The 22123-nt window shown below is 58.0% G+C and carries 16 protein-coding genes and 1 pseudogene; 3 read left to right on the top strand and 14 right to left on the bottom strand.

Annotated features, from left to right (window positions below; genetic code table 11):
* Positions 1–113 precede the first annotated feature (113 nt).
* A complete protein-coding gene (locus CUU80_RS07785; RefSeq protein WP_100496739.1) occupies positions 114–1556 on the top strand; it encodes an APC family permease in 1443 nt (480 codons plus the stop codon).
* Positions 1557–1659: 103 nt separating this feature from the next.
* On the opposite strand, the gene CUU80_RS07790 is transcribed toward CUU80_RS07785, so the two are convergent.
* From CUU80_RS07790 to CUU80_RS07800, 3 genes are all read right to left on the bottom strand, one after another.
* Positions 1660–2217: a GNAT family N-acetyltransferase gene (locus tag CUU80_RS07790; RefSeq protein WP_100496740.1), complete on the bottom strand. Its 558-nt coding sequence runs from the start codon at positions 2215–2217 to the stop codon at positions 1660–1662.
* 262 nt (positions 2218–2479) lie between these two features.
* Entirely contained in the window at positions 2480–2986 is a 507-nt protein-coding gene (locus CUU80_RS07795; protein WP_100496741.1) for an S-ribosylhomocysteine lyase, read from the bottom strand.
* A gap of 138 nt (positions 2987–3124) precedes the next feature.
* Positions 3125–5125 carry a RecQ family ATP-dependent DNA helicase gene (locus CUU80_RS07800; protein WP_100496742.1) on the bottom strand — a complete coding sequence of 667 codons (2001 nt, stop codon included), beginning with the start codon at positions 5123–5125 and terminating at the stop codon, positions 3125–3127.
* Between the two features lie 143 nt (positions 5126–5268).
* On the opposite strand from CUU80_RS07800, the gene CUU80_RS07805 reads away from it, so the two are divergent.
* Complete coding sequence (locus tag CUU80_RS07805; protein WP_100496743.1) at positions 5269–6981, top strand: L,D-transpeptidase; 1713 nt, start codon at positions 5269–5271, stop codon at positions 6979–6981.
* A gap of 93 nt (positions 6982–7074) precedes the next feature.
* Here the strand turns inward: CUU80_RS07805 and CUU80_RS07810 are convergent, their stop codons facing one another.
* From CUU80_RS07810 to CUU80_RS07840, 7 genes are all read right to left on the bottom strand, one after another.
* Positions 7075–8259 carry a cystathionine gamma-synthase gene (locus tag CUU80_RS07810; RefSeq protein WP_100496744.1) on the bottom strand — a complete coding sequence of 395 codons (1185 nt, stop codon included), beginning with the start codon at positions 8257–8259 and terminating at the stop codon, positions 7075–7077.
* Positions 8260–8374: 115 nt separating this feature from the next.
* Positions 8375–9397, bottom strand: coding sequence for a pyridoxal-phosphate dependent enzyme (locus CUU80_RS07815; protein ID WP_100496745.1), 1023 nt, complete (start codon positions 9395–9397; stop codon positions 8375–8377).
* A gap of 658 nt (positions 9398–10055) precedes the next feature.
* Complete coding sequence (locus tag CUU80_RS07820) at positions 10056–10904, bottom strand: ABC transporter ATP-binding protein (RefSeq protein ID WP_100496746.1); 849 nt, start codon at positions 10902–10904, stop codon at positions 10056–10058.
* Positions 10894–11706, bottom strand: coding sequence for an ABC transporter ATP-binding protein (locus CUU80_RS07825; protein ID WP_100496747.1), 813 nt, complete (start codon positions 11704–11706; stop codon positions 10894–10896). The genes CUU80_RS07820 and CUU80_RS07825 overlap by 11 nt, the downstream gene beginning before the upstream one ends.
* Positions 11703–12557, bottom strand: coding sequence for an ABC transporter permease (locus CUU80_RS07830; RefSeq protein WP_165775892.1), 855 nt, complete (start codon positions 12555–12557; stop codon positions 11703–11705). Before CUU80_RS07830 ends, CUU80_RS07825 begins: the two co-directional genes overlap by 4 nt.
* Positions 12558–12646: 89 nt before the next feature.
* A complete protein-coding gene (locus CUU80_RS07835; RefSeq protein WP_100496749.1) occupies positions 12647–13624 on the bottom strand; it encodes an ABC transporter permease in 978 nt (325 codons plus the stop codon).
* A 177-nt stretch (positions 13625–13801) separates the two neighbouring features.
* A complete protein-coding gene (locus CUU80_RS07840; protein WP_100496750.1) occupies positions 13802–15448 on the bottom strand; it encodes an ABC transporter substrate-binding protein in 1647 nt (548 codons plus the stop codon).
* 183 nt (positions 15449–15631) lie between these two features.
* Here CUU80_RS07840 and CUU80_RS07845 point away from each other — a divergent pair, with 183 nt between their 5' ends.
* On the top strand, positions 15632–16405 hold the full coding sequence (locus CUU80_RS07845; protein ID WP_100496751.1) for a type III pantothenate kinase: 774 nt from the start codon (positions 15632–15634) through the stop codon (positions 16403–16405).
* A 51-nt stretch (positions 16406–16456) separates the two neighbouring features.
* Here the strand turns inward: CUU80_RS07845 and CUU80_RS07850 are convergent, their stop codons facing one another.
* The 4 genes and pseudogenes from CUU80_RS07850 to CUU80_RS07865 form a co-directional block, all read right to left on the bottom strand.
* Complete coding sequence (locus CUU80_RS07850) at positions 16457–17878, bottom strand: ABC transporter substrate-binding protein (protein WP_165775888.1); 1422 nt, start codon at positions 17876–17878, stop codon at positions 16457–16459.
* A 128-nt stretch (positions 17879–18006) separates the two neighbouring features.
* Complete coding sequence (locus CUU80_RS07855; protein ID WP_100496752.1) at positions 18007–19350, bottom strand: ABC transporter substrate-binding protein; 1344 nt, start codon at positions 19348–19350, stop codon at positions 18007–18009.
* A 373-nt stretch (positions 19351–19723) separates the two neighbouring features.
* Complete coding sequence (locus CUU80_RS07860; RefSeq protein ID WP_100496753.1) at positions 19724–21802, bottom strand: beta-galactosidase; 2079 nt, start codon at positions 21800–21802, stop codon at positions 19724–19726.
* Positions 21803–21955: 153 nt separating this feature from the next.
* A pseudogene (locus CUU80_RS07865) lies at positions 21956–22123 on the bottom strand (carbohydrate ABC transporter permease); the annotation flags it as partial.

Consider the following 22123-nt stretch of genomic DNA (forward strand, 5'->3'; position numbering starts at 1 on the left):
GCATTATTACTTGATTGCGCGAACTGTTGTCTGATTCCCGGCGTTGAGGCGTGCCGGGATCCCGGAAATCCGTCCGGTTTAGCCCCATAAACCAAGTTCATGAGAGAAGAACTATGGATCTCTTCCGCAAAAAAAGCGTGGATCAGCTTGTATCCGAATCCACTCCGCTCAAGCGCACCATGCACACCTTTGATCTGACGATGCTCGGCATCGGCGCGATCATCGGTACCGGTATCTTCGTGCTCACCGGCAAAGGCGCACTTACCGCCGGCCCGGCACTGTCCGTCTCGTTCCTGCTCGCCGCCATCTGCTGTGGTTTCGCAGGCCTGTGCTACGCCGAATTCGCTTCCATGGCACCGGTTTCCGGTTCCGCTTATTCCTACGCCTATCTGGCATTCGGCGAACTCATCGCCTTCATCATCGGCTGGGACCTTATCTTGGAATACGCTCTGCAGGCGGCCACCGTATCCGCCGGCTGGTCAGGCTATTTCAACAAACTGCTCGAAAATTTCGGCCTGCATCTGCCGGTTGAATTGACCGCCGCCTACGGCACAACCCCCGGCGTCACCACATACTTCAACCTGCCCGGCTTCGTGATTGTGCTGCTGATCACCTGGGTGCTGTCCATCGGCATCAACCAGACCAAGCGCACCAACGACATCATGGTGATGATCAAGCTCATCATCATCGTGCTGTTCATCGTCTGCACAGTGTGGTTCGTGAACCCGGCCAACTGGCACCCGTTCTCCCCGTACGGCATCTACACGTTCCAGCCCGGCTCCACGCAGCCATACGGCATCGTGCCGGCCGCTTCGATTGTGTTCTTCAGCTTCATCGGCTTCGACGCCGTCTCCTCCTCCGCCGAGGAGACCGTGAATCCGAACAAGACGCTGCCGAAGGGTATTCTGCTCTCCCTGGCCATCTCCACCGTGCTCTACATCGTGATGACGCTCATCATGACCGGCGTGGTGCCATACGAGAAGTTCGCCGACTTCATTGACGCCCCGGTCGCCGGCGTGATTCTGGCCACCGGTCTGAACTGGCTGGCCGTAATCGTGAACCTCGGCGCCCTGATCGGCATGACCACGGTGATGCTCGTGCAGCTCTACGGTCAGTCCCGCATCTGCTATGCCATGAGCCGCGATGGTCTCTTCCCCGAGTTCTTCGGTCACGTGCACGAGAAGTACCGCACCCCGTTCAAAGGCACCTGGTTCTTTGGCATCCTGACCGCCATCGCCGGTGGATTCATCAACATCAATGTGCTGTTCGAGCTGGTGAACATCGGTACGCTCTCCGCGTTCATCATTGTGTCCGCAGGTATTCTGTGGATGCGCAAGACACAGCCGGACGCCCACCGTGGATTCAAGGCTCCGCTCGTACCGTTCACCCCGATCATCTCCATTGTGTTCTGCTTCGTACTGATTGCAGGCCTCAACTGGGAGACTTGGGTACGATTCGCCATCTGGTTCGGCCTGGGTCTGATCGTGTACTTCGCCTATAGCCGCAAGCGCTCCAAGCTTGACCCGGTGAACGTCAAAGCTGAGGTCAAGGCCTGAACGATCAGGCAACTCCTGCAATATGGATAGATATAGGAAAAGCTTCTCGCGAAGAGGAGCTTTTCCTATATCCGCCGATTGCGCGTGAAATAGCACGTGCAACTCACCATTCGTGACGCTGGTAGGCGATTCTGGTGGTATCGGTCGGCCGGTCAAGAAGCTGAATCAGCCCACAACGAGCGAATCCCGCTGATTCAAGCACATGCTGCATCGCTTTGTTGTTGGGATGGGTATCGGCACGCACATTGCCATAATGCTTCAGCGCCCACTTGATGCAGTCGCGAGCGGCATGACGTACCAGCCCTGCGGATGCGATGCGGTGAATGGTCACGTACGTGTTGTTGTCCAGCCAAGCGCCGTCGATGTTGAGATATGTGGGATCCTCCCCCGGGCAGAGCGCAAACTGCGCCAGAATACGCTCCTGACCGTCATATTCATCTACCAGCAACATGGCACGCTGCTTGGCGATATCGTCGAGCACTACGGATTCTCGGGGAAACTGGGTGCCCCATTGTGTCGGATTGCCGTTGGCGGCCATCAACGCGCGAGCACGCGCATAAATGCGCTGCATCTGCGGAAAATCACGCATAGTGGCATGGCGGAAGCGGCGGTTCGTGGCCTTGCCTGCAGCATCGGACTGAACCCGTGTGGTATGAGTCATCTCCACCTCTCGACAATGACGGCTGTCAGTCATAATAACCGACGCACAACTGACGGCAAACCTACCATGTCATAGGCACAAAGCCACGGTTCTTCGCTCCCCTCGTTCTTCTTTCCTTTCGTCTCTCCTCCTCCCCCACCCATCTCTTTTTCCCTCTCGCGAATATGACTCACTGATTCGAGCTCAGCGGTACATATTCGCGAGGAACATACGATAAGGGGGAGCGACGAAGAACGACAGCGGACCCAGAACGACGAAAGACTCACACCACCTTGCGCTCGAACGGGTCGGAGCTGATGCCTTCCTCAAGAATCTGCTTGCACCACTCCTTGGCGGTGAACAGGCTGTGATCGCGATAGTTGCCGCAACTCACCTCGGTGGTGGCCGGGACATCATCCCAAGTGGCTTCGTAGGCGATGAACTCCAACGATTCCTTGAGCGCGCGAGCCACCTCCTCGGTGGGGTGTTCGCCCCAGGTGAGCAGATGGAAGCCGGTGCGGCAACCGAACGGCGAGCAATCAATGTAACCGGGGATACGTTCGCGCAGCAACACGGCAATCGTGTGCTCAATGGTATGCAAGCCGCCAGTAGGAATGGCCTGCTTGTTCGGCTGGGTCAGCCGCAGATCATAATTGGAGATCACATCTCCATGAGGGCCCTTCTCCGTATCGATATAGCGTACATAGGGTGCCTTGACCTTGGTGTGGTCCAACTGGAAGCTTTCCACTACCGGCTTACCGGCCGGCTGTGCGCTCGTCTCGTCTGCCATTCCTTATTCCTTTCCGACTTTCCATATGGTTCGATCAGCAACTGACCGATCTGCCCAATATTGTGGATGTGGTAAGCAATCGTAGTCGGGTTCTATAAGAAGGCCCGAAAACACCCCGTAAACCGCTATACGAGATAGTTATTGCATATTCCCTGCATTGAACGAGGCAACGGTTTGCATGAATCGTTGCCCGTAGAGATCAAGCTTATGCTGGCCCACGCCGTTGACGGCAAGGAATTGGGCGTCAGTGACCGGCCTGATGCGAGCCATATCCCGCAGAGTTTTATCAGAAAACACGATGTACGGCGGCTTGCCGATCTCTTGGGCGATGGTACGGCGCAAGTCGCGCAGTTTCTGGAACAGCATCTCCTCGTCATCATCCGGGACATACACGCCCAATGCCGGACCGGCCAGCGCATCATCGGATATGGCGGAAACGCCGCCGCGAAGACGGCTTCGATTGGATCCAACGCCGTCAGCCTGTGCTCTCCTGCGCTCCACCCGCTTGATTTCATAATGGAAATCAGCTGCGGCGGTCTCTGCGGCGCGCTTGCCGAACATCACGATGGGCAAACGTCCCTCCGCTATGAACAGGAACCCGTCTGTGGCCATCTGGCTCAATACATCACGAATACGCGCCTCATTCACATCCTTCAGCATGCCGAAGGTAGGCATCTGCTCAGGGTTCAGCCACGCCAAATCCTGAGCTTTGGAGCCACGCAAAATCTTGACGATCTTGCCGGAACCTACGCGCTGGTTCACGTCATGTACGCAACGGCTGATGGCTCGCGCCACGCGAGTCACGTCAATGGTTTCAAACGTGCTTTCACAATTCGAACAGGCACCGCACTTACGTGGCGTCGCCCCATGTTCACTGCCGGTATGACGGTCAGCATTATCACGATCCGCATCGCCACGATCCACGCGATCGAACGAATCCTCCAACTCCTGCCCGAAATACCGCGTCATATATCGGTGCAGACAGTCTGTGGTACGACAGTATCCCACCATGCCGTCAAGCAGACGCCGCTTAGACTGGCGTACGATCTCCTGCTCTTCAGGAGTCAATCGCTCATTCTCATAATCAGTGTCCAGCAATCTGCGCCGGGTGACGATATCGGATTCATTCCACAACAGCGTGCAACGGCTGGGCTCACCGTCACGCCCCGCGCGCCCGGCTTCCTGATAGTAGGCTTCGATGGATTCAGGCATATTGTGGTGGATTACGAACCGCACATTGGATTTGTCGATACCCATGCCGAAAGCATTCGTAGCCACTACCACCGGCACCCGGTCCGTAATGAAGTCACGCTGCGCCTGTTCACGTACTTCCGGTGACATGCCGCCGTGATAGGCAACTGCCGGATGTCCCATCTGATTCAGGGTGGCAGCCAACGCCTCAGTCTCCTTTCGGGTGGCGCAATATATGATGCCGGACTCATCCTCATGATCGGCCACATATCGGGCAATCCACGCGGCTTTATATTTGGATTCCAGCTTGACCACGTCAAAGTACAGATTCGGCCGATCGAAACCGGTTACGGTCACGGCTGGATCACGCAGTCCTAGAATCGTGATGATGTCCTGGCGCACGCGCTCGGTGGCGGTGGCGGTGAACGCCCCAATCGTCGGCCGGGTCGGCAGCGAAGCGATGAAATCCCCGATACCCAAATATGACGAACGAAAATCCTGCCCCCATTGGGAGACACAGTGCGCCTCGTCCACGGCAATCAACGAAATCGGCGTACGCGCGGCAAAATCGCGGAATCGCCCGGTTTCCAAGCGTTCCGGAGCCACATACAGCAACCTCACTTGACCTGCGGTCACTTGGGCCAACACCATCGATTGCTCGTCCGGCGTTTGGGTCGTGTTGACGAAAGCGGCGGTAAGACCAAGATCGTTGAGGGCGTCCACCTGATCACGCATCAGCGAAATCAGTGGAGAAATCACGATAGTGATACCCGGCAACAAGGCGGCAGGCACCTGATAGCACACCGATTTACCTGCACCTGTCGGCATGACGCCCAGCACATCCTGGCCTTCCAGCAAGGATTCAACAATCCCCTGCTGCCCCGGCCGGAACGAATCGTAGCCGAAATACCGTTTGAGCGCCCCCAGCGCCGCCTGTTGCGATGTCATAACTGTCCAGTGTATGCGTAACGCAAGCCCGTCATGCTCACCAATTTCCGCGCGTGGCCGAACCAAGCCGCCGACCTCGTAGCCTGCAGGTATTATGATGCGGCAAAGGACATGCAGTCAAAAGAGAGTTTAGTGGGGCACCTATGGCCAGCGAAACAACTTCATTCTCATTTCCGGACGATCTCCCGGATAATCAGGAAACTGCGGTAATCAAGCCGATTCAGGCGGACGGTATGAGCGCGATCGCCGACGCCGTCTTCACCGGCGCATCCGGTATCGCAGACGCCAACGCCAAAAACACCCCATACGTTGGCGCACATGCCGCACGACGCGGCAAAGGTCGCAGCAGCGGAGGCAAGGTCGGCGTAATCGCCGCCGCCGCAATTTTCGCACTGTTGTTGGCCTCCTTGGTAGCCTACTTCTTCGTAGGCCGCTGGTATTTCCAAGACAAGGCGGCACCCGGCGTATATCTGGGCAATGTCTCCGTAACCGGTCAGACTCGCGAGGAGCTCAAGGATACGGTTGCCCAGCAGACGAAAAGCACGTCTGTGACGTTGAGCGCCAACGGCAAGACAGTGACCGCATCGCTGAAAGACCTTGGCGTAAGCGTAGACGAGAATAAAACCGTGGACTCGCTGCTGAATGCCAAAACCGGCGACGTGGCGAAGCTGAACGTCTTCAATCGTGCACACGTGGCGCTCGTCGCAACCACGAACAACGCCACCGCCGAGCAGTTCGCCACCAATGGCTTGGTCGATGAGGCTGAGCGTGCGCAGAATACCAGTCTGGTATACAACCGGGAATCCGGACAGTTCGACGTGGTGGAAGGCAAGGATGGTCAGGAACCAAATCCCGCTACGGTCAAGTCCGCTGTGGAGCAGGCCATAGCCGCTCCGGGAGAGACTCATACGGTTTCGGCGAAACTGGTAACCGCACAAAATCCGGTAGATGACGCCAGCGCGCAACAGGCTCAGGCAGACGCCAACGCCAGGCTAGCTCTCAATCTGACCGTGGATAATGGTGTCAACAGAAACGTTACGATCCCGGCGGAAACCATTGCCTCGTTCATCACCACGAACATTGATAAGAAAACCGGTGCGATGAGCTTGGCAATCAATCGTGATGCAATCACCCAATACGTGTCCAGTGAAGCGGTGACCAAGGAACTGACAGTAAGCAAGGTGACTCGCGAAACCTACATCACCCCGAAGTCCGAAGGCGGCGTAGAAATCGGCGCCGATAAGACACTCGGCGTAGATGGCATTACGGTGACCGGTCCGGGCAATGCCCCAGACCAGTTGGCCGGCGCCATCGAATCCAATCAATCTTCCGATTCGACCGTCGCGGTTAAGGATGATCCATACGACGTCAAGCAAGTCGAGGTGCCGCATAACTTCGATGTGGCCAACGGCGACAAATGGGTCCACGTGGATCTGACCAATCAGACCGCCACCGCTTATCAGGGCACTACGCCGGTCAAGACGTTCCTCATCGCCTCTGGTCTGCCCACGCCGGATCGTATTTCCGACACCGGCACGTTCTATGTGTATCTCAAATACGAACAGCAGACGATGACCGGCCCCGGCTACTCCCAGCCCACCCCGTGGATCTCCTACTACAACGGCGGCGAGGCATTGCATGCCGTTCCCCCGTACATGTGGGGCGATCACCCGATTTACGTGCAGCAGGGCATCCCCGGCTCGCACGGCTGCATCAATATGCAGATTGCCGACGCCAAGTGGATGTATGACTGGGCGGTTATCGGCACCCGAGTGGTGGTCGATGGTACGACGCCTACCTCCGGCCAGCCGTTGCGTGAGGCCGGTGCGGATGCCACCGGCTGGCAGGGAGCCTGATCAGAACATAAGTCCATTGAATAATCCCTTGCTCCACATGGGGCAAGGGATTATTCATATCACATCTCACATCAATTTGCTGTTCGTCTTACTTCACAGCCGATCCAGCGCCTGCTTGAGATCGGCGATGAGATCGTCCGCGTTTTCGATGCCCACGGAGATACGCACCAGGTTGGCGGGCACCTGCAACGTGGTACCGGACACGGAAGCATGAGTCATGGCTGCGGGCACTTCGATCAGGCTTTCCACGCCGCCGAGTGATTCAGCCAGCGTAAAGATCTCGGTGTGGTCCACGAACCGCTTGGCAGCTTCTGCACCCGCCGCCAACTGCACGGACACGATGCCGCCGAAGCCGCCGTGCATCTGGCGGGCGGCGATCTCATGGCCCGGATGAGATTCAAGACCTGGGTACCAGACGCGTTCAATCACGTCGGAAGGCTGGGATTCCAACCATTCGGCCACCTTCAACGCGTTGGCGCTGTGACGCTTGACGCGCAGGTCCAGGGTCTTGAGGCCGCGAATATCCAGCCAGGAATCAAACGGGGAAGGCACGGCACCGGCGGCATTCTGCAGGAAGGCCACCTTCTCGCGGGTCTCCTCGTCGTTCAACACCACGGCGCCACCCACCACGTCGGAGTGTCCGCCGATGTATTTGGTGGTGGAGTAGACCACCACATCCGCCCCTTCGTCCAGCGGATGCTGAAGCGCCGGCGAGGCGAAGGTGTTGTCCACCACTACCTTGGTGCCGTACTTGTGCGCCACTTCGGCGGTGGCAGCAATATCCGTGATGTTGAGCAGCGGGTTGGATGGCGTCTCAACCCACACGTACTTGTACTGCTTGGCGGCCAGCGCCTGCTCGACAGCAGCCGTGTCGGTGATGTCCACCACGTCGAGGCCAATGCCCCACGGCACGAACACCTTGGCGAGCAGTCGGTAGGTGCCGCCATACACGTCGTTGCCGAGCAGGATGTTATCGCCGGGCAGGATGGTGGAGCGCAGCAGCACGTCGATGGCGGCCAGGCCCGAAGAGAAGCTCAATGCGTACTTGGCACCTTCCACGGCGGCGAGTTGCTCGTCAAAGCTGGTGCGGGTGGGATTGATGGAGCGCGAGTAGTCGTGGCCGCCCCTGAGACCCAAAACGCCATCCTGCTTGAAGGTGGAGGTGGCGAAGATCGGCGTCACCACGGCACCGGTAGTGGGATCGGGCTCCTGGCCAGCGTGGATGGCGCGGGTGGCGAGCGCGGTGGATGCAAACTTGGCGTTGTATTCAGCGGACATATGAGTATTCCTTCCTGATATTGACTGATGGTTATTGCTTAATGATCGTTGATTGAATAGGTCGGATGATGCGTCGACGGACTACGGCGCAATAACGGCGGTAGTATAGCGCGATTTACAAGTACCGCTCGGCCAGCGAAGGCTTGGTGGTGCGATCCACCACGTCGCCATAACCGTTGGCGCGCATCCAATCGTCGTTAAAGATCTTCTCCAGGTAGCTGCGGCCGGAATCCGGCGCGAGCACCACCACAAGCTGGTTTTCGTCCAAGTCGTTGGCGAGCGCGTACTTGATGGCGCTGGCCACGGCCATGCCGGAGGAGCCACCCACCAGCAGGGCCTCCTCACCGGCCAACCGACGAGTCATTTCGAAGGCTTCCGCGTCACCGACCTTGACGATGTCGTCGGTGATGTTGCGGTCGAAGGCCTTGGGGTAGAAGTCCTCCCCCACGCCTTCGATGTCATACTGGTGCACGTCGGCGAGCGAGTCGGCGGAGTATATGGAGCCTTCCGGATCGGAACCAATCACCTTGACCGCGCCGTTCGAGGCTTCCTTCAGGTACTTGCCGGTGCCGGAGATGGTGCCGCCTGTACCGATGCCGGCAACAAAATGAGTGACTTTGTGATCGGTGGCCTCCCAGATTTCCGGGCCGGTGGTGTAGTAATGGCTTTCCGGGCCGTTCGGATTGTCGTACTGGTTCGGACGGAATCCGCCGGGGATCTCGTTGGCGAGTCGTTCGGCCACTTGATAGTAGGAGCGCGGGTCGTCCGGTCCGGCATCGGTGGGAGTCACGATGACTTCGGCACCGTACGCGCGCAGTACGGCGCGCTTGGATTCGGAGACCTTGTCCGGCAGGGTGAAAATCGTACGATAACCGCGCTGCTGGGCGACAAGAGCCAGGCCGACACCGGTGTTACCGGAGGTAGGCTCGACGATGACGCCGCCGGGCTTGAGCTGGCCGGATCGTTCGGCTGCGTCGATGATGCGCTCGGCGATACGATCCTTGGAAGAGCCGCCTGGGTTGAAGTATTCGACTTTGACGGCGATGGTGGCCTTGACACCGGCTGCTTGGGGAATATGGTTCAGCTTGACGAGCGGGGTGTTGCCAATGAGTTCCGCGAGGCTGTTGTACACGGTCATATTGAAGTCCTTTGTCCGGGGTTGATTGGGTTGACGATGATGCGATCTCTTGTTTTCGTGAACCGACGTTCCCGGCCGAACGGACATTGACCTGTGATTGATTGGAGCACCCGACCCTTCACTCGCTCAAGGGCTATGCGCGATTCCATGTGTTACGAACCATCCGATGAGGTGTCTTATGCGTTTTGGCAAACCACCGCAACCGCGCCAACTTCGCGGTACATCGGATTCATGGAGGATTCGCAGCAGAACCACCGCGATTCGAATGCTCTTCTCTCAAGTTATGCGTCACTGACCGTGCGCCCGGGGGCGTCGGTTAGCGACAACAACATGAGAAAATCTGCATGTCTCACACCATAGCACAGGGTAGGACACCGGCGTGTCTCATCTGTTCGCATGGCGGAAGGAGCTGCGGCCGAATCAATCCTGAACCGACTCATCGCATTATCCTCCCGCAGATGCGCCATCACGAACCAAACAAAACCGGTTCTGGGCATATACCCACCAGATATTCTGGGCATAATGACACCGCAAAGCGAGTTCTGGGCATATACCCACCACGAGGCGGCATCAATCAGCTGTTTCGCGGTACGGATATGCCCAGAACAGAATCGGTACGGATATGCCGGCGCGCGAACTGGTGCTGTTCCAGCACCGCCTATAGCGAGGCGGCGGCGATGAGCTGACGAGTGTAGTCGGACTGGGGATCGCCAAGTACAGCTTCAGTAGCGCCGGATTCGACTACCTTGCCTTCGCGCAATACCACAATGCGATTGGCGATATGCTGCACGACGCCGAGGTCGTGGGAAACCATGATGATGGCCGGTTTGACAGGCTGGCCGGTAGTTGGGTCTACAGCTCGCGAACCCGCTCCAGAAAGAATTAATTGGAAGGTTTCGAGAATCTGCACGCGGGCGGCCACATCGATGGCGCTCATCGGCTCGTCGGCCAGAATCAGGCGAGGTTCGTTGACTATGGCTCTGGCGATAGCAACGCGCTGGGCTTGTCCGCCAGACAAATCGCACGGATAGCGGCCCATGAATGTTCGTGGATCCAGACCGACTCGGGCCAATGCCTGCGCGGTTTTACCTGCGACTTCGTCAGTTGCGAATCCGAGCGCACGGCGACGCAACCAAAGCGGCTCGGAGACCGAGCGTTCGACGGTCCAACGCGGGTCGAGCGAAGAGAACGGGTCTTGGAACACAATAGAGGATTCGGCTCGCAATGCGCGCAAGCCTTCCGAACCGCGACGAACCTCAGCGCCACGATATTCAATCTGGCCGGAATCAGCGGCAGCAAGACCTAGCATGATACGGGTCAGCGTGGTTTTTCCCGAGCCGGATGCCCCAATGACAGCTAGGCACTCCCCCGCGCGAACCTCGGCAGACACGTCGAAGAGCACTTGACGGCGAGGCATGCGGCCGAAGTCGAACAGTCCGCGATGCATATTGCGGTCCATGAAAGATGCGTTGATGTTGCGCGCAGCGAGCAGCGATTCATCGCTCATGGGAATCCCCCTTGGCACTCTGGAAGCCGTCGGCACTGCGGAGGGTGAGGCTGCGGGCTGCGGACACCAAACGCTCGGATTCCGGCGTCTTCGGATCCGCCAATACTTCGGCGGTTGCTCCGGACTCCGCAATACGCCCGGATTCCAACACATAGCAGCGCGTAGTGGCGCGCGCGAGCACAGAAAAATCATGCGTGATGAACAGCATTGAAGCACCAGCATCATCCACCAGCGAAGTCAGCAGATCGACAATCTGGCGCTGCGACATCGAATCCAGCGCAGTAGTCGGCTCGTCGGCGATGATGAATCGCGGCGAAGTAATCAGCGCCGTGGCAATGCCGACACGCTGCTGCTGGCCGCCAGACAGTTCGTGCGGGTATTTGACGGCAATCTCCTTTGCAAGCCCGACTTTGGCAAGCATCGCACCCACACGTTCGACTCGTTCGTCCTTGGTGAGATCATAGTGTAACTTCAGCGGTAAACCGATCTGCTGCCCTACCGTCATCACCGGATTCAGCGAAGCGGCCGGATTCTGGAACACTGTGCCCACATAGCGGCCTCGCAAATCCGCAAGCTCACGTTCAGCGGCACCGACAACCTGCATATCGTCGAGCATAATCGATCCGGAAACCGTGGCATTCAGCGGCAACAGTCCCAGCATCGCCTTGGAAATCATGGATTTACCGGAACCTGAGGAACCAATGAGTCCGACGCGCTCGCCATCGGCGATGCTCAGAGCCGCATCAGCAACAATCGTTGTGCCGCCGATGGCGATATTCAAACCTTCTACGGCCACACTCATCGCTCATCTTCTTTCTCGGCGGAAGCAGCTGTCTGCCGCAATGCGGGATTCGTCACCGGGTCAATGGCGTCACGCAGTACATCACCGAATATGTTCAGCGCCACGACCACCACCGTGACAACCAAACCCGGCCAGAGCACAGTCAGAGGAAACACGTTGATCAGTTTGACTGACGTGGCCAACGAATGTCCCCAACTTGGCATCCCCGATGGCACGCCAATGCCCAGATAGGTGAGCCCGGATTCAGCCAGCACCGCGGTTCCCGCTGAAAGCGAGAGCTGCACGGCCAATACCGGCACAATGTTGGGGATGATATGGCTTACCAAAATTCGCCATCCACTCGCCCCGTTGGCCAACGCCGATTCCACATAAGACGAACGCGCCGCCAACAGCGCGGACGGCCGTGCCACACGAGCCAGATTCAGGCCGTACCCAAAGCCGCAAGCGATCACAATCACCGTGATGGAAGCGCCCAGCGGCACCGCAAGAATCAATGCGAGCAGCACAGTAGGGATGGAAATCAGTGCATCGATTACCACTACTGATGCACTGGCGAGCGCAGAGGCCCGCGCCACCATGGCCGAGACAAGCAACAGCCCCCAAAGAGCGGAAAACGCTACGGTCAGCACCACAATCAGCAGATTGGTGCGCGAACCGGCCATCAGCCAGCTGAACACGTCAGCTCCCGTGCCGTCCGTACCGAGCCAGTGCGAAGCAGATGGTTTGGCCCAGACATGGTAACCGTCTGTAGCCCACAATGATTGCGGCGTCCAGATCAAGGAGATCAGCGCCACAACCAGCCATAATGCGAGCACGATCAGCGTGAATTTGCCTTCGCCTCTGCGCCACATGGTTTTCAGCACGATAGCGGCACGGCCGGCAAACCCATACCGGAGGCGTCCACCATCATTATGGGACACCGTGATCTGCGTATTGTTGCTCATGCGCTTACCTCCGAAACACCGCTGGCGTTCTTCAGACGCGGGTCAAGCAGTCGGTGCAGCACGTCCACAATCAGACCGATAGTCAGGAAGAACGCAGCCAACAGGAACAGCTCACTTTGCACGGCGATCAGATCACGATTGCCCACGTCGGTGACAAGACCATTGCCGATGCCGGGTAAGGCGAAGAGATTCTCGATAACCATGACGCCGGTAACCATCGAGGCGAAGGTCAGGCCGATCACCGACACCAACTGCGGCATGGCCAGTCGCAATCCGACGCGCAGCACGGCTTGGGTGCGCGTCATACCACAGGAACGGGCCATGTCGATGTAGCCGGAGTTCGCCAGATCACCCAAGGCTGCGCGCGTATAACGCATCAGGGAAGCACCGACGATGATGCCGACCGTGAACGCCGGCAGGATCAGTGACAGCATTGCGCCGACCGGCTCGCCCCAACCGTCCAACGGAAAGCCTTGCGAGGGAAGTATGCCGACAAGGCCAACGCCTTTGCCGAACAGCAGAATCAGCAGCAGACCACCCCACAATGCAGGTACGGAACCGCCGATAATAGCCAATACATGGAATGCCATGCGCACGCGAGGCGAACGCGCCAATACCGCTGCACAGCCGAGCGGCAGTCCAATGAGCATTGCAATCAGCAGGCCCACGATAATCAACGGAAAGGTGATGGATGCGCGTGCGCCAATCAACGCGGTGACCGAACGGCCGGTCAGGATCGACGTACCGAAATCGCCGGTAACCAACGCTCCCATCCAATCGAAGTACTGTGCGACAAGCGGTCGATTCAAACCGAGCTGTTCACGCAACTGGGCCACACGACTGGCGGGAGCGTTGATACCGGCCATAATGGAAGCCACATCGCCAGGCAGAATGCGCAGCGCCGCAAACACCACCACGGAAATGCCGAACAGTGCCACTACAAACAGCAGCAGTCGGCGAATCACAAATCGCATATGCAGCTCCTTTGCTTAATCGTTCAGTTCAACCGACCTATACATGTCACGTTTGCTGAAACAGAGTGTGGTTGAAAGATGTTCTGTTTCAGACCGTAAAGACTTGGTCTGAGCGGCCCGGAGCGTGTCGGAAATAGAACATCTTTCAACCGCACGGTCTGACTACATAGTCAGACACTATTTCTGGCTGAATTCAGCCAGCGAATAGGTCACGTTGTAGAGGGGCAGAACGGTCTGGTTCAGATCGAACGGGAAACCTTCCACGCCCTTGGCCGTGGCGGTGGTGATGCGGTAGTTGAACAGCCAGTCGGCGGGCGCGTCCTCGGAGATGAGCTTGGCGGCCTCGGCAAACTTGGCGTCGCGTTCCTTGTCGGTGGTGGCGGCGATGCCTTCCGCGTACAGCTTCTGCACGTCCTTGTTGTCGTAGCCGAAGTAGTAGGTGGGGTCGGTCCACGTGTAGAAGTCATGGCTTTCGTTGTGGTCCACCAGCGAGATGTCGAAGTCATGGTTGGTGTACACGTCCTGCAGCCACGTGGAGAACTCCACCACGTTGACCTTCAGGTCGATGCCGATGGGCTTCAACTGCGAGCGCAGCTGGTCGCCGAGTTCAGTGCCGTAGATGTTGGCGTAGGTCAGAGTGAGTTCCAGCGGCTTGTCTTCGGAGTACCCCACTGCGGCCATCAGCGACTTGGCTTTGTCCTGATCGTACGGGTAGAGGTCGGTCAGATCCTCGTAACCGGGGTCCAGGGACGGGATCGGGCCGCCCAAGGCCTTATCCGCGCCGCCGCGGGAAGCGATGAGCTCATCATGGTTGATGGCGTAGCGGATGGCCTGACGGATACGCTTGTCGGCAAGCTTGGAACCGGAGGCGTTGTTGAAGCCGAGCACGTACTTGTCGGTGCCATCGCCGGCCTTGACCACGTACTTGGACGGGTCGGAGGTGAACGGTTCGGCCAGATTCTCGGTGATCGGCGCGAGCACCTGCACGTCGCCGGACTTCAGCGCGTTCACCGCAGCGTTATCGTCTGCCAGATACTTGACCACGATGGTCGGGGTCTTGGCCTTGTTCTTGCCCCAGTACTTCTCATTGGCCTTGAGCGTGATCGAATCGTTTTCGACGAACTTGGCCACGGTGTACGGACCGGAGCCTACGGCCTGAGTCTTCAAGTCATACTTGGCATCCTTATCGAATACCAAGCCGGCGCGGCCGGTCAGGGTCCACAGCAGGTTCGAGTTCGGGGTCTTGAGCGTTATGACCACGGTGTCGGCGTCCTTGGCCTCCACCTTGCTGACGGCTTCAAGCGCGTCGGCGTCGTGGTACTGCTTGGCGATCAGCTCGTTGATGGACCAGGCCACGTCCTCAGCGTCGAGCGTATCGCCATTGGAGAAGACCATGTTCTTGTTGAGATGGAAAGTGTAGGTCAGGCCGTCCTTCGATTCCTCCCAACTGGAGGCGATGGCCGGGGTCACCTGGTTCTTCGAGTCGCGGGCCACAATGCCTTCGTACACATTGCCGATCAGGATCTGATCGAGTGCGGAGCCTGCGGTGTTGCGAATGTCAAGGTTGGTGGGGGCCAGTTTAAGGCCGATGGTGACGGTGTTTGCCTGTGCAGCGCCGTTGCCGGAAGCAGTGCCGTTGTCTTTTTTCGCGTAGGCCAGCGTGACGCCGATCACGACGGCGACCGCCACGATGACGGCGATCAGTGAAATCAGCCACCACTTCGGGCCGTTCTTCTTTGGATTCTTGGCGCGCGAGGCCAGGCTCGCGTCCGTAGTTGCACCGGTTGCGCCGCTTTCAGCGTGCGCACCATTGTCTTGAGACATGGTTCTTCCTCTGTGATTCCTTATGCATGTATTGTTGCGATTGGTTGGCCGCCCGAACCGGGTCGACCACCAGAGCCCAATCATAGACGCGGGACTGTAATTCTTGACTTCTGTTGCATCAGACGCATCCTGCATTGCGGTAGGATGGCCGGTGAAATCCATCTTGGCTTAGGGAGGGTTATCATGCTGGTCGCTGTTGACATCGGCAATACGAATATCGTGCTTGGTTTTCTGGATGACGGCGGTGAGATTGCCGGCACTTACCGAATCACCACCAAGGCCAATCACACGTCCGACGAATACGGACTGTTTCTCACTGAATTTCTGCGAATGAGCGGGTTCACTCCCGACGATGTGGATGATGTGATCATCTGTTCCGTGGTGCCTAAAGTTATGCACTCCTTCCGCTCTTCGATTATCAAATTCCTCGATCTGGAGCCGATGGTGATCGGGCCGGGCATTAAAACCGGTATGAATGTGCGTATTGATGATCCCAAATCGTTGGGTGCCGATATTCTCGCCGATTGCGCCGGCGCGTACTACGAGTATGGCGGGCCCGCTCTTGTGGCTGATTTCGGTACGGCCACCACGTTCACCCACGTGGACGGACACGGTGTCATCGACTCGGGTGTGATCACCACCGGCATACGGACCGGAGCGGCCGCATTGTGGGGAGATACCGCGCAGTTGCCCGAGGTGGAGATCACCCGTCCGAGCACAATCCTGGGCACGAACACCAAAACATGCATGCAGGCCGGCTTGTACTACACATTCCTTGGCGGAGTGGAGCGCACGATTCGGCAATTCCGCAAGGAATTGGACGACGAAGGGTTCAAGGTGATCGCCACCGGAGGCCTTGGACGAGTCTTCGCCAACGATACGGATCTCATCGACGTGTACGACCCGGACCTTATTTTCAAAGGTATGGCGCATATTTATTCGCGCAACGTGCAGTAGGTGCAGCAGGTGCAACGTGCAGTAGATCGGGCTGGCTATGCCAATGGCAGGCTATTTGATGGTAAAGCCCTGATTGAAACCGTATTCCTTGAGGTCTTTCTGCCATCGCGCCAAACCTGAGGCAAGAGCGACCTTTGCACCGGGGTCATCCAGTGATTTGAGCGGATTGCCTTTCGCGTCTTTCATGCCCTGCTCAATCTGAGCTTCCCGGCGCTGATACGCCTGGAAGCTCGACGCCCAGCTGTAGGCCTTGCCTACCGTATTTTTGAAATCGGAGCGGGCGTATACCTCGAACGGCAGATACTGATAGCCGGCGGACACGTCTTCAGCCGCCTCGGCAAGCACACGATTGAATTTCTGCCCACCGAAGTAAGGGATCTCCAGACCGTTTTCATTGGTGATCGTGGTCTTATTCAGGAATTCCGATGAATTGAGCGTGGTGTAATCCGCGGGGAATGCGCCGCCGGCCACACGGGTGGCGATGCCCTGAGCATCATGGGATACGAAATCCACGAATCGATAGGCCGCATCAGGCTTGCGTGTCCGTTGCAACACGGCCAGCGCCGAACCGCCGTTCTCAGCATTGGTGGGAGTCCCGTCATGGGTAGGCATGGCAGCCACTCGCCATAAGCCTGCGGCACCGGGCACATTGGCCAGCAACAGCGAAGGCATCCATGCACCTGAAAATACAGAGGCTATGGTGCCGGTGCCCACTCGTCGCTTCCATCGGTCGGACCATGTGGCAGTCGTGGTGTCCACCAGATCTTCATCGATCATTTTCTGCCAGAATTCAGTGAACCGTTGCGTACCGGCGTCCTCGTCCAAATCGATGGTCACCGTTTTGCCATCGAGCGAGGTATGGAAAGGGCGACCGCCGGCGAGCCAGATCATCGCGTCATAGAAGCTACCATCACCGGCATCGGCGGCGATATATACGCCTATCTGCTTGAGTTTCTTGGCGGCTTCGTAATAGTCGTCCCAAGTCTTGATCTGATTGGCGTCCACGCCGGCCTGATCGAACACGTCTTTGTTGTAGAAGAAGCCCATGGGGCCGGAATCCATCGGCAAGCCGTATGTGCGCCCTGCAAGCTGCACGGAAGACCAGGTACCCAACGTATAGAAGTTGGGATAATCGGATCCGATGCGATCGGTCAGATCGAGCAGCTGTCCGGAAACGGCGTACTGCATCAACGCATAGTACTCAATCTGCGCCACATCCGGCGTTCCGTATCCGTCCTGAATGGCCGCGTTGAGGTTGTCGTAGCCGGATATATTGGTCCATTCGACACGAATGTCCGGATTGGCTTTTTCGAATTGCTGGATGACTTTGCCCATGCTGGGCTCCCAGCTCCACACGCTGATGACGGTACGGTTGTCCGTCTCGGCCTGTCCGCAGGCAGCCAGAGCCACGGTCAGGATAGCGGCCAGTGCCGCAGCCGCCGTTCTTCTGATGTGCCGTCCAATCATGCGCATGGTGCCGAGTGTACTAGTTGCCGGGTATGGAAGGTGGAAAACAAGGAACCCCGCTCACAATCGGATGCGAGCGGGGTTCCGGTTGACTATGCCGTAGTCAATCTTAAGTCAGTCGTGACCTACTTGACTTACTTCACAGTGAAGCCCTGATCCTTGCCGTAATCCTGCAGGGCCTTCTGCCAAGCAGCCACGCCATCAGAGAGCTTCTGGTCGCCGGTGTAGGACTTGCCGACGTAGTCGCCGAAGATGGTGCGGGCCTTGACTTCGAAGGGTAGGAACTGGTAGTCGGAGGACACGTTCTCAGCAGCCTGAGCAAGGACCTCGTTGTACTTCTGACCACCGAAGTAGTCCACATCCTCGCCATCGGCGTTCTTCACAGTGGTGGCGTTCTTGAAGGAATCGGATTCCATGGAGGCCTTGTCAGCCGGGAATGCACCGCCGGCCACACGGGTGGCTACACCATCACCGTGGTTGGCGTACTCGATGAACTGATAGGCGGCATCGGCCTTCTTGGAGGAGGCGAGCACAGCCAGCGAAGAACCACCGTTCTCGGAGTTGGTTGCGGAACCGTCAGCGGTCGGCATCTGGGTCACGCGCCACTTGCCGGCACCGCCAGCAGCGGAGTTAGCAAGGTTTGCAGGCATCCAAGCGCCGGTCAGCAGAGAGGCGATGGTGCCGTCGACCATGCCCTTGAACCAATCCTCGGACCAGCCGGCGGTCTTGGTGTCGAGCAGGCCTTCGTCCAGCATCTTCTGCCAGAACTCGTTGAACTTCTGCACGTTCTCGTCACCGGTCAGGTTGATGGTGACTTCGGAACCGTCGGAGGAGGTCTTGAACGGCTGGCCACCGGCAAGCCAGGTCATGGAGTCGTAGAAGCCGGCGTCGCCGGTGTCGGAGGTGATGTAGTAGTTGTCGCCAAGGGCGTGAATCTTCTTGGCGGCCTCGTAGTAGTCGTCCCAAGTCTTGATCTGCTCGGCGTCAACACCGGCCTTGTCGAAGACTTCCTTGTTGTAGAAGAAGGCCATTGGGCCGGAATCCATCGGCAGACCATAGACCTTGCCGGCGAACTGCACGGAGGCCCACGGGCCAGGGGTGTAGAAATCGGAGAAGCCGGAGGTCTTGTCGGTGATGTCCAGCAGGTTGCCCTTGATGGCGTACTGCGGGATGGCGTAGTACTCAACCTGAGCCACATCCGGAGCGCCGTTGCCGGCCTCGATGGCGTTATCAAGCTGGGTGTATTCCTTGGTGTTGGTGCCGACGTTCTTGAGGTCGACCTTGATGCCGGTCTTCTTCGTGAAGTCCTTGGCAACCTGGGTCAGCGTAGGCTCCCAAGCCCAGACGGTGATTTCGGTGACGTCCTTTTCCTGAGCCGGCTGGCTGCTCGCGTTGTCGGAACCGCAGGCGGCAACGGAAACCAGCATGGCGACGGCACCCGTGAGCGCGACGGCCTTCTTGGCGGTGGTGAACTTCATCGTTCTGTTCTCCTTCCTCGAATCGTCCAGAACGATTCAAATATCTATGTCGTTCGTAATCATCGTTTCCAGTTGATTCAAATTCCTTGGAATTCTCCTCAACTTCGAGAAGTGGCTCCTCTCGCCATTTCCAAAACCTATGATTGCGATAACATTTATAAGTATACACAGTTTGTTTCCTATCGCAAACGCGACCAATCGGCGTGTTATCGCAAACAATTACACCCACATCGCATGGCACGACGTCGGTGACAACGAACAACGATCTCGACGCTCTGCCATACCGTCCGACAACGCAACGAGCCCCGCCAGACGGATTGTCTGACGAGGCTCTGTATGGCTGTTGCGCTGGCGCTAAGCTACCGACTACGGCCTACAGCTTCACCACCAGTACGCCGTTCGGTTGGATGGCGGCCGTGTGTTCCGACTCATTGACCTGAGCCAAGGACGCAACCAAAGGTTCACCTTCCAAATCAACGACAGCAACATCATGCGTACGGTTGAACAGGAACACGAAGTGGTTCTCATCAGTGGAGTCCGCGCGCTCGACGCGCAACACCTCGCCACGATCGTCCTCGGCCGGAGTCTCGATACCAAGCTCTTCCAACAAAACAGGCAGGGACTTGGCCAAGCCTTCACGACCCAAGCGAGCACCGACATATGCAGCTTTGCCGTCGCCGTATTCGTTCACGGTGATGGCGGGAGCACCATCGAAACCGGTCCATTTATCGGCCTTGAAGGAAGCCACCACGTGAGCGGTCGGCGCAACCGAGGCGATTACGTCGGCGAAATCATGCGCCACCGTGCCATTGGTCAGATCCAAGTGATCCATGGCACCCGGGAAGTCGTTGCCCATCGGGGCGAATTCCTCCACGCGTACGCCCACCACATCGCGAATGGAACCGGGGTAGCCACCAAGCCAGACGTGGTCCTTCTCATCCACCAGACCGGTGTAGTAGGTCACGAACAGTTTGCCACCGTTCGCCACATACTCGCGCACGCGGCGCGAGGTCTCCTCGGAGAGAATGGTCATGCTCGGCAACACCACGGCCTCATACTCGTCCCACGGGCCACGAACCGGCACCACGTCGGCAGTGAGACCGTTGTCCGCAAGCGCACGGAACCATGCGAGCGGTTCGGTCCAATGGCGTACCTCCTGAGTAGGCGTGGCGGTGTGTTCCGTAGCCCACTGGGACTCATAATCGAAGACCACAGCGACCTTCGACTTGACCAACGTGGTATCGAGTAGACCCTCGTCGGCGAGCTTGTTCAAATCGGCACCCAATTCGCACACGTCACGGAAGATTTGGGAATCCGGGCCCGCGTGCGGAACCATCGACGAGTGCCACTTTTCCGCACCGGCCTTGGACTGGCGCCACTGGAAGTAGCAGATGGCGTCAGCGCCCATGGCCAAGTGGGCAAGCGAGTCACGGACGAGTTCGCCCGGCTCCACACGGTAATTGATCGGACGCCAGTTGACGGCCGACGTGGAGTGTTCCATGAGGAACCATGGCTTCTTACGAGCGATGCCGTCGGTAAGGGAGGCCGAGTAGGCCAGCTCGTCGAAGTGTGCCTCACCCGGCGTGAAGTAGTGGTCATTGGACACGAAGTCCACGTCGTAGCCCCACTTGTCATAATCCAGACCGGTACCACCGGCGGACACCATGAAGTTGGTGGTCTGCGGCTTGCCGGGGGTGATTTCGAGCAGGGCGTCACGCTCGGCTTTGTAGAAGTCGAGCAGAGCGTCGGAGCTGAAACGCTTCCAGTCGAGTAGCTTGCCCGGGTTCATGAAGTTGCCGTCGCCGATGAAACGCGGCGGTATGATCTCGGAGAAGTTGTTCATACGCTGCGCCCAGAAGGCGGTACCCCATGCGTCGTTGACGGCATCGATGGTGCCGTACTTCTTCTCACACCACTGCTGGAACGCGCGCTCGGCATCTTCGGAGTAGTCGAAACGGTTGTGACAGCCGTATTCATTGCTCACATGCCAGGACACTACATATGGATTATCTTTGTAGTGCTCGGCCATTTTGCGGCACAGGTTCAGCGCGTAGTCCAGGAAGACCGGGCTGGTGGCGCGCCAATGCTGACGGGCACCGGGCTGGCAGACGTCGCCACGGTAGTCCACCCACAGAATCTCCGGATGGGCTTGGGTGAGCCACATCGGCGGCGATGCAGTGCCAGTGGCGAGGTCGACTGCAATGCCGGCCTTTCCGAGCTTATCGATGACCCGGTCGAGCCAGTCGAAATCGTAGACACCTTCCTCCGGCTCAAGCTTGGCCCAGGAGAAGATGGCCACGGAGACCAAGTTGACTCCGGCCTTCTGCATCAGTTCGATGTCTTCATCCCAGACCTCTTCGGGCCACTGGTCCGGATTGTAGTCGCCGCCGTACCAGATGCGCGGGCTTTTGCCGGCAAGAGGCTGCGGCCAGTTGAACGCTCTGTGTTCCATAATTCTTCATTCCTTACATATTCGCCTAGTTATCAACAGTGATGGAATAGGGCCGATGAATCGGAACCAAGCCGGCTCATCGACCCTTGTATTAGGCGTAGAGATCAGGTGGCACCTGAACCATGATTGTCAGAGCAATCGCCCTCACAGGCGTCATTCCTTGACGGCGCCGGCGGCCAGGCCGGACTGCCAGTACTTCTGCAAGCACAGGAACGCGATCACCAACGGGACGATCGTGATCAACGAACCCGTGATCACCAGGTTCTGGATCGCCTGACCACCGGCCGTGGACGCCTGGTCCTTCCACTGGTTCAAACCGAT

Source organism: Bifidobacterium scaligerum (assembly GCF_002802865.1).
GTDB classification, from domain to species: Bacteria; Actinomycetota; Actinomycetes; order Actinomycetales; family Bifidobacteriaceae; genus Bifidobacterium; species Bifidobacterium scaligerum.

Excerpts from the sequence above, each read along its gene's own strand:
- CUU80_RS07810 (WP_100496744.1), bottom strand. The coding sequence starts at position 8,259 with ATGTCCGCTGAATACAACGCCAAGTTTGCATCCACCGCGCTCGCCACC.
- CUU80_RS07840 (WP_100496750.1), bottom strand. The coding sequence starts at position 15,448 with ATGTCTCAAGACAATGGTGCGCACGCTGAAAGCGGCGCAACCGGTGCA.
- CUU80_RS07785 (WP_100496739.1), top strand. The coding sequence starts at position 114 with ATGGATCTCTTCCGCAAAAAAAGCGTGGATCAGCTTGTATCCGAATCC.
- CUU80_RS07830 (WP_165775892.1), bottom strand. The coding sequence starts at position 12,557 with ATGTGGCGCAGAGGCGAAGGCAAATTCACGCTGATCGTGCTCGCATTA.
- CUU80_RS07825 (WP_100496747.1), bottom strand. The coding sequence starts at position 11,706 with ATGAGTGTGGCCGTAGAAGGTTTGAATATCGCCATCGGCGGCACAACG.
- CUU80_RS07835 (WP_100496749.1), bottom strand. The coding sequence starts at position 13,624 with ATGCGATTTGTGATTCGCCGACTGCTGCTGTTTGTAGTGGCACTGTTC.
- CUU80_RS07850 (WP_165775888.1), bottom strand. The coding sequence starts at position 17,878 with ATGCGCATGATTGGACGGCACATCAGAAGAACGGCGGCTGCGGCACTG.
- CUU80_RS07800 (WP_100496742.1), bottom strand. The coding sequence starts at position 5,125 with ATGACATCGCAACAGGCGGCGCTGGGGGCGCTCAAACGGTATTTCGGC.
- CUU80_RS07815 (WP_100496745.1), bottom strand. The coding sequence starts at position 9,397 with ATGACCGTGTACAACAGCCTCGCGGAACTCATTGGCAACACCCCGCTC.
- CUU80_RS07855 (WP_100496752.1), bottom strand. The coding sequence starts at position 19,350 with ATGAAGTTCACCACCGCCAAGAAGGCCGTCGCGCTCACGGGTGCCGTC.
- CUU80_RS07795 (WP_100496741.1), bottom strand. The coding sequence starts at position 2,986 with ATGGCAGACGAGACGAGCGCACAGCCGGCCGGTAAGCCGGTAGTGGAA.
- CUU80_RS07820 (WP_100496746.1), bottom strand. The coding sequence starts at position 10,904 with ATGAGCGATGAATCGCTGCTCGCTGCGCGCAACATCAACGCATCTTTC.
- CUU80_RS07860 (WP_100496753.1), bottom strand. The coding sequence starts at position 21,802 with ATGGAACACAGAGCGTTCAACTGGCCGCAGCCTCTTGCCGGCAAAAGC.
- CUU80_RS07805 (WP_100496743.1), top strand. The coding sequence starts at position 5,269 with ATGGCCAGCGAAACAACTTCATTCTCATTTCCGGACGATCTCCCGGAT.
- CUU80_RS07790 (WP_100496740.1), bottom strand. The coding sequence starts at position 2,217 with ATGACTCATACCACACGGGTTCAGTCCGATGCTGCAGGCAAGGCCACG.
- CUU80_RS07845 (WP_100496751.1), top strand. The coding sequence starts at position 15,632 with ATGCTGGTCGCTGTTGACATCGGCAATACGAATATCGTGCTTGGTTTT.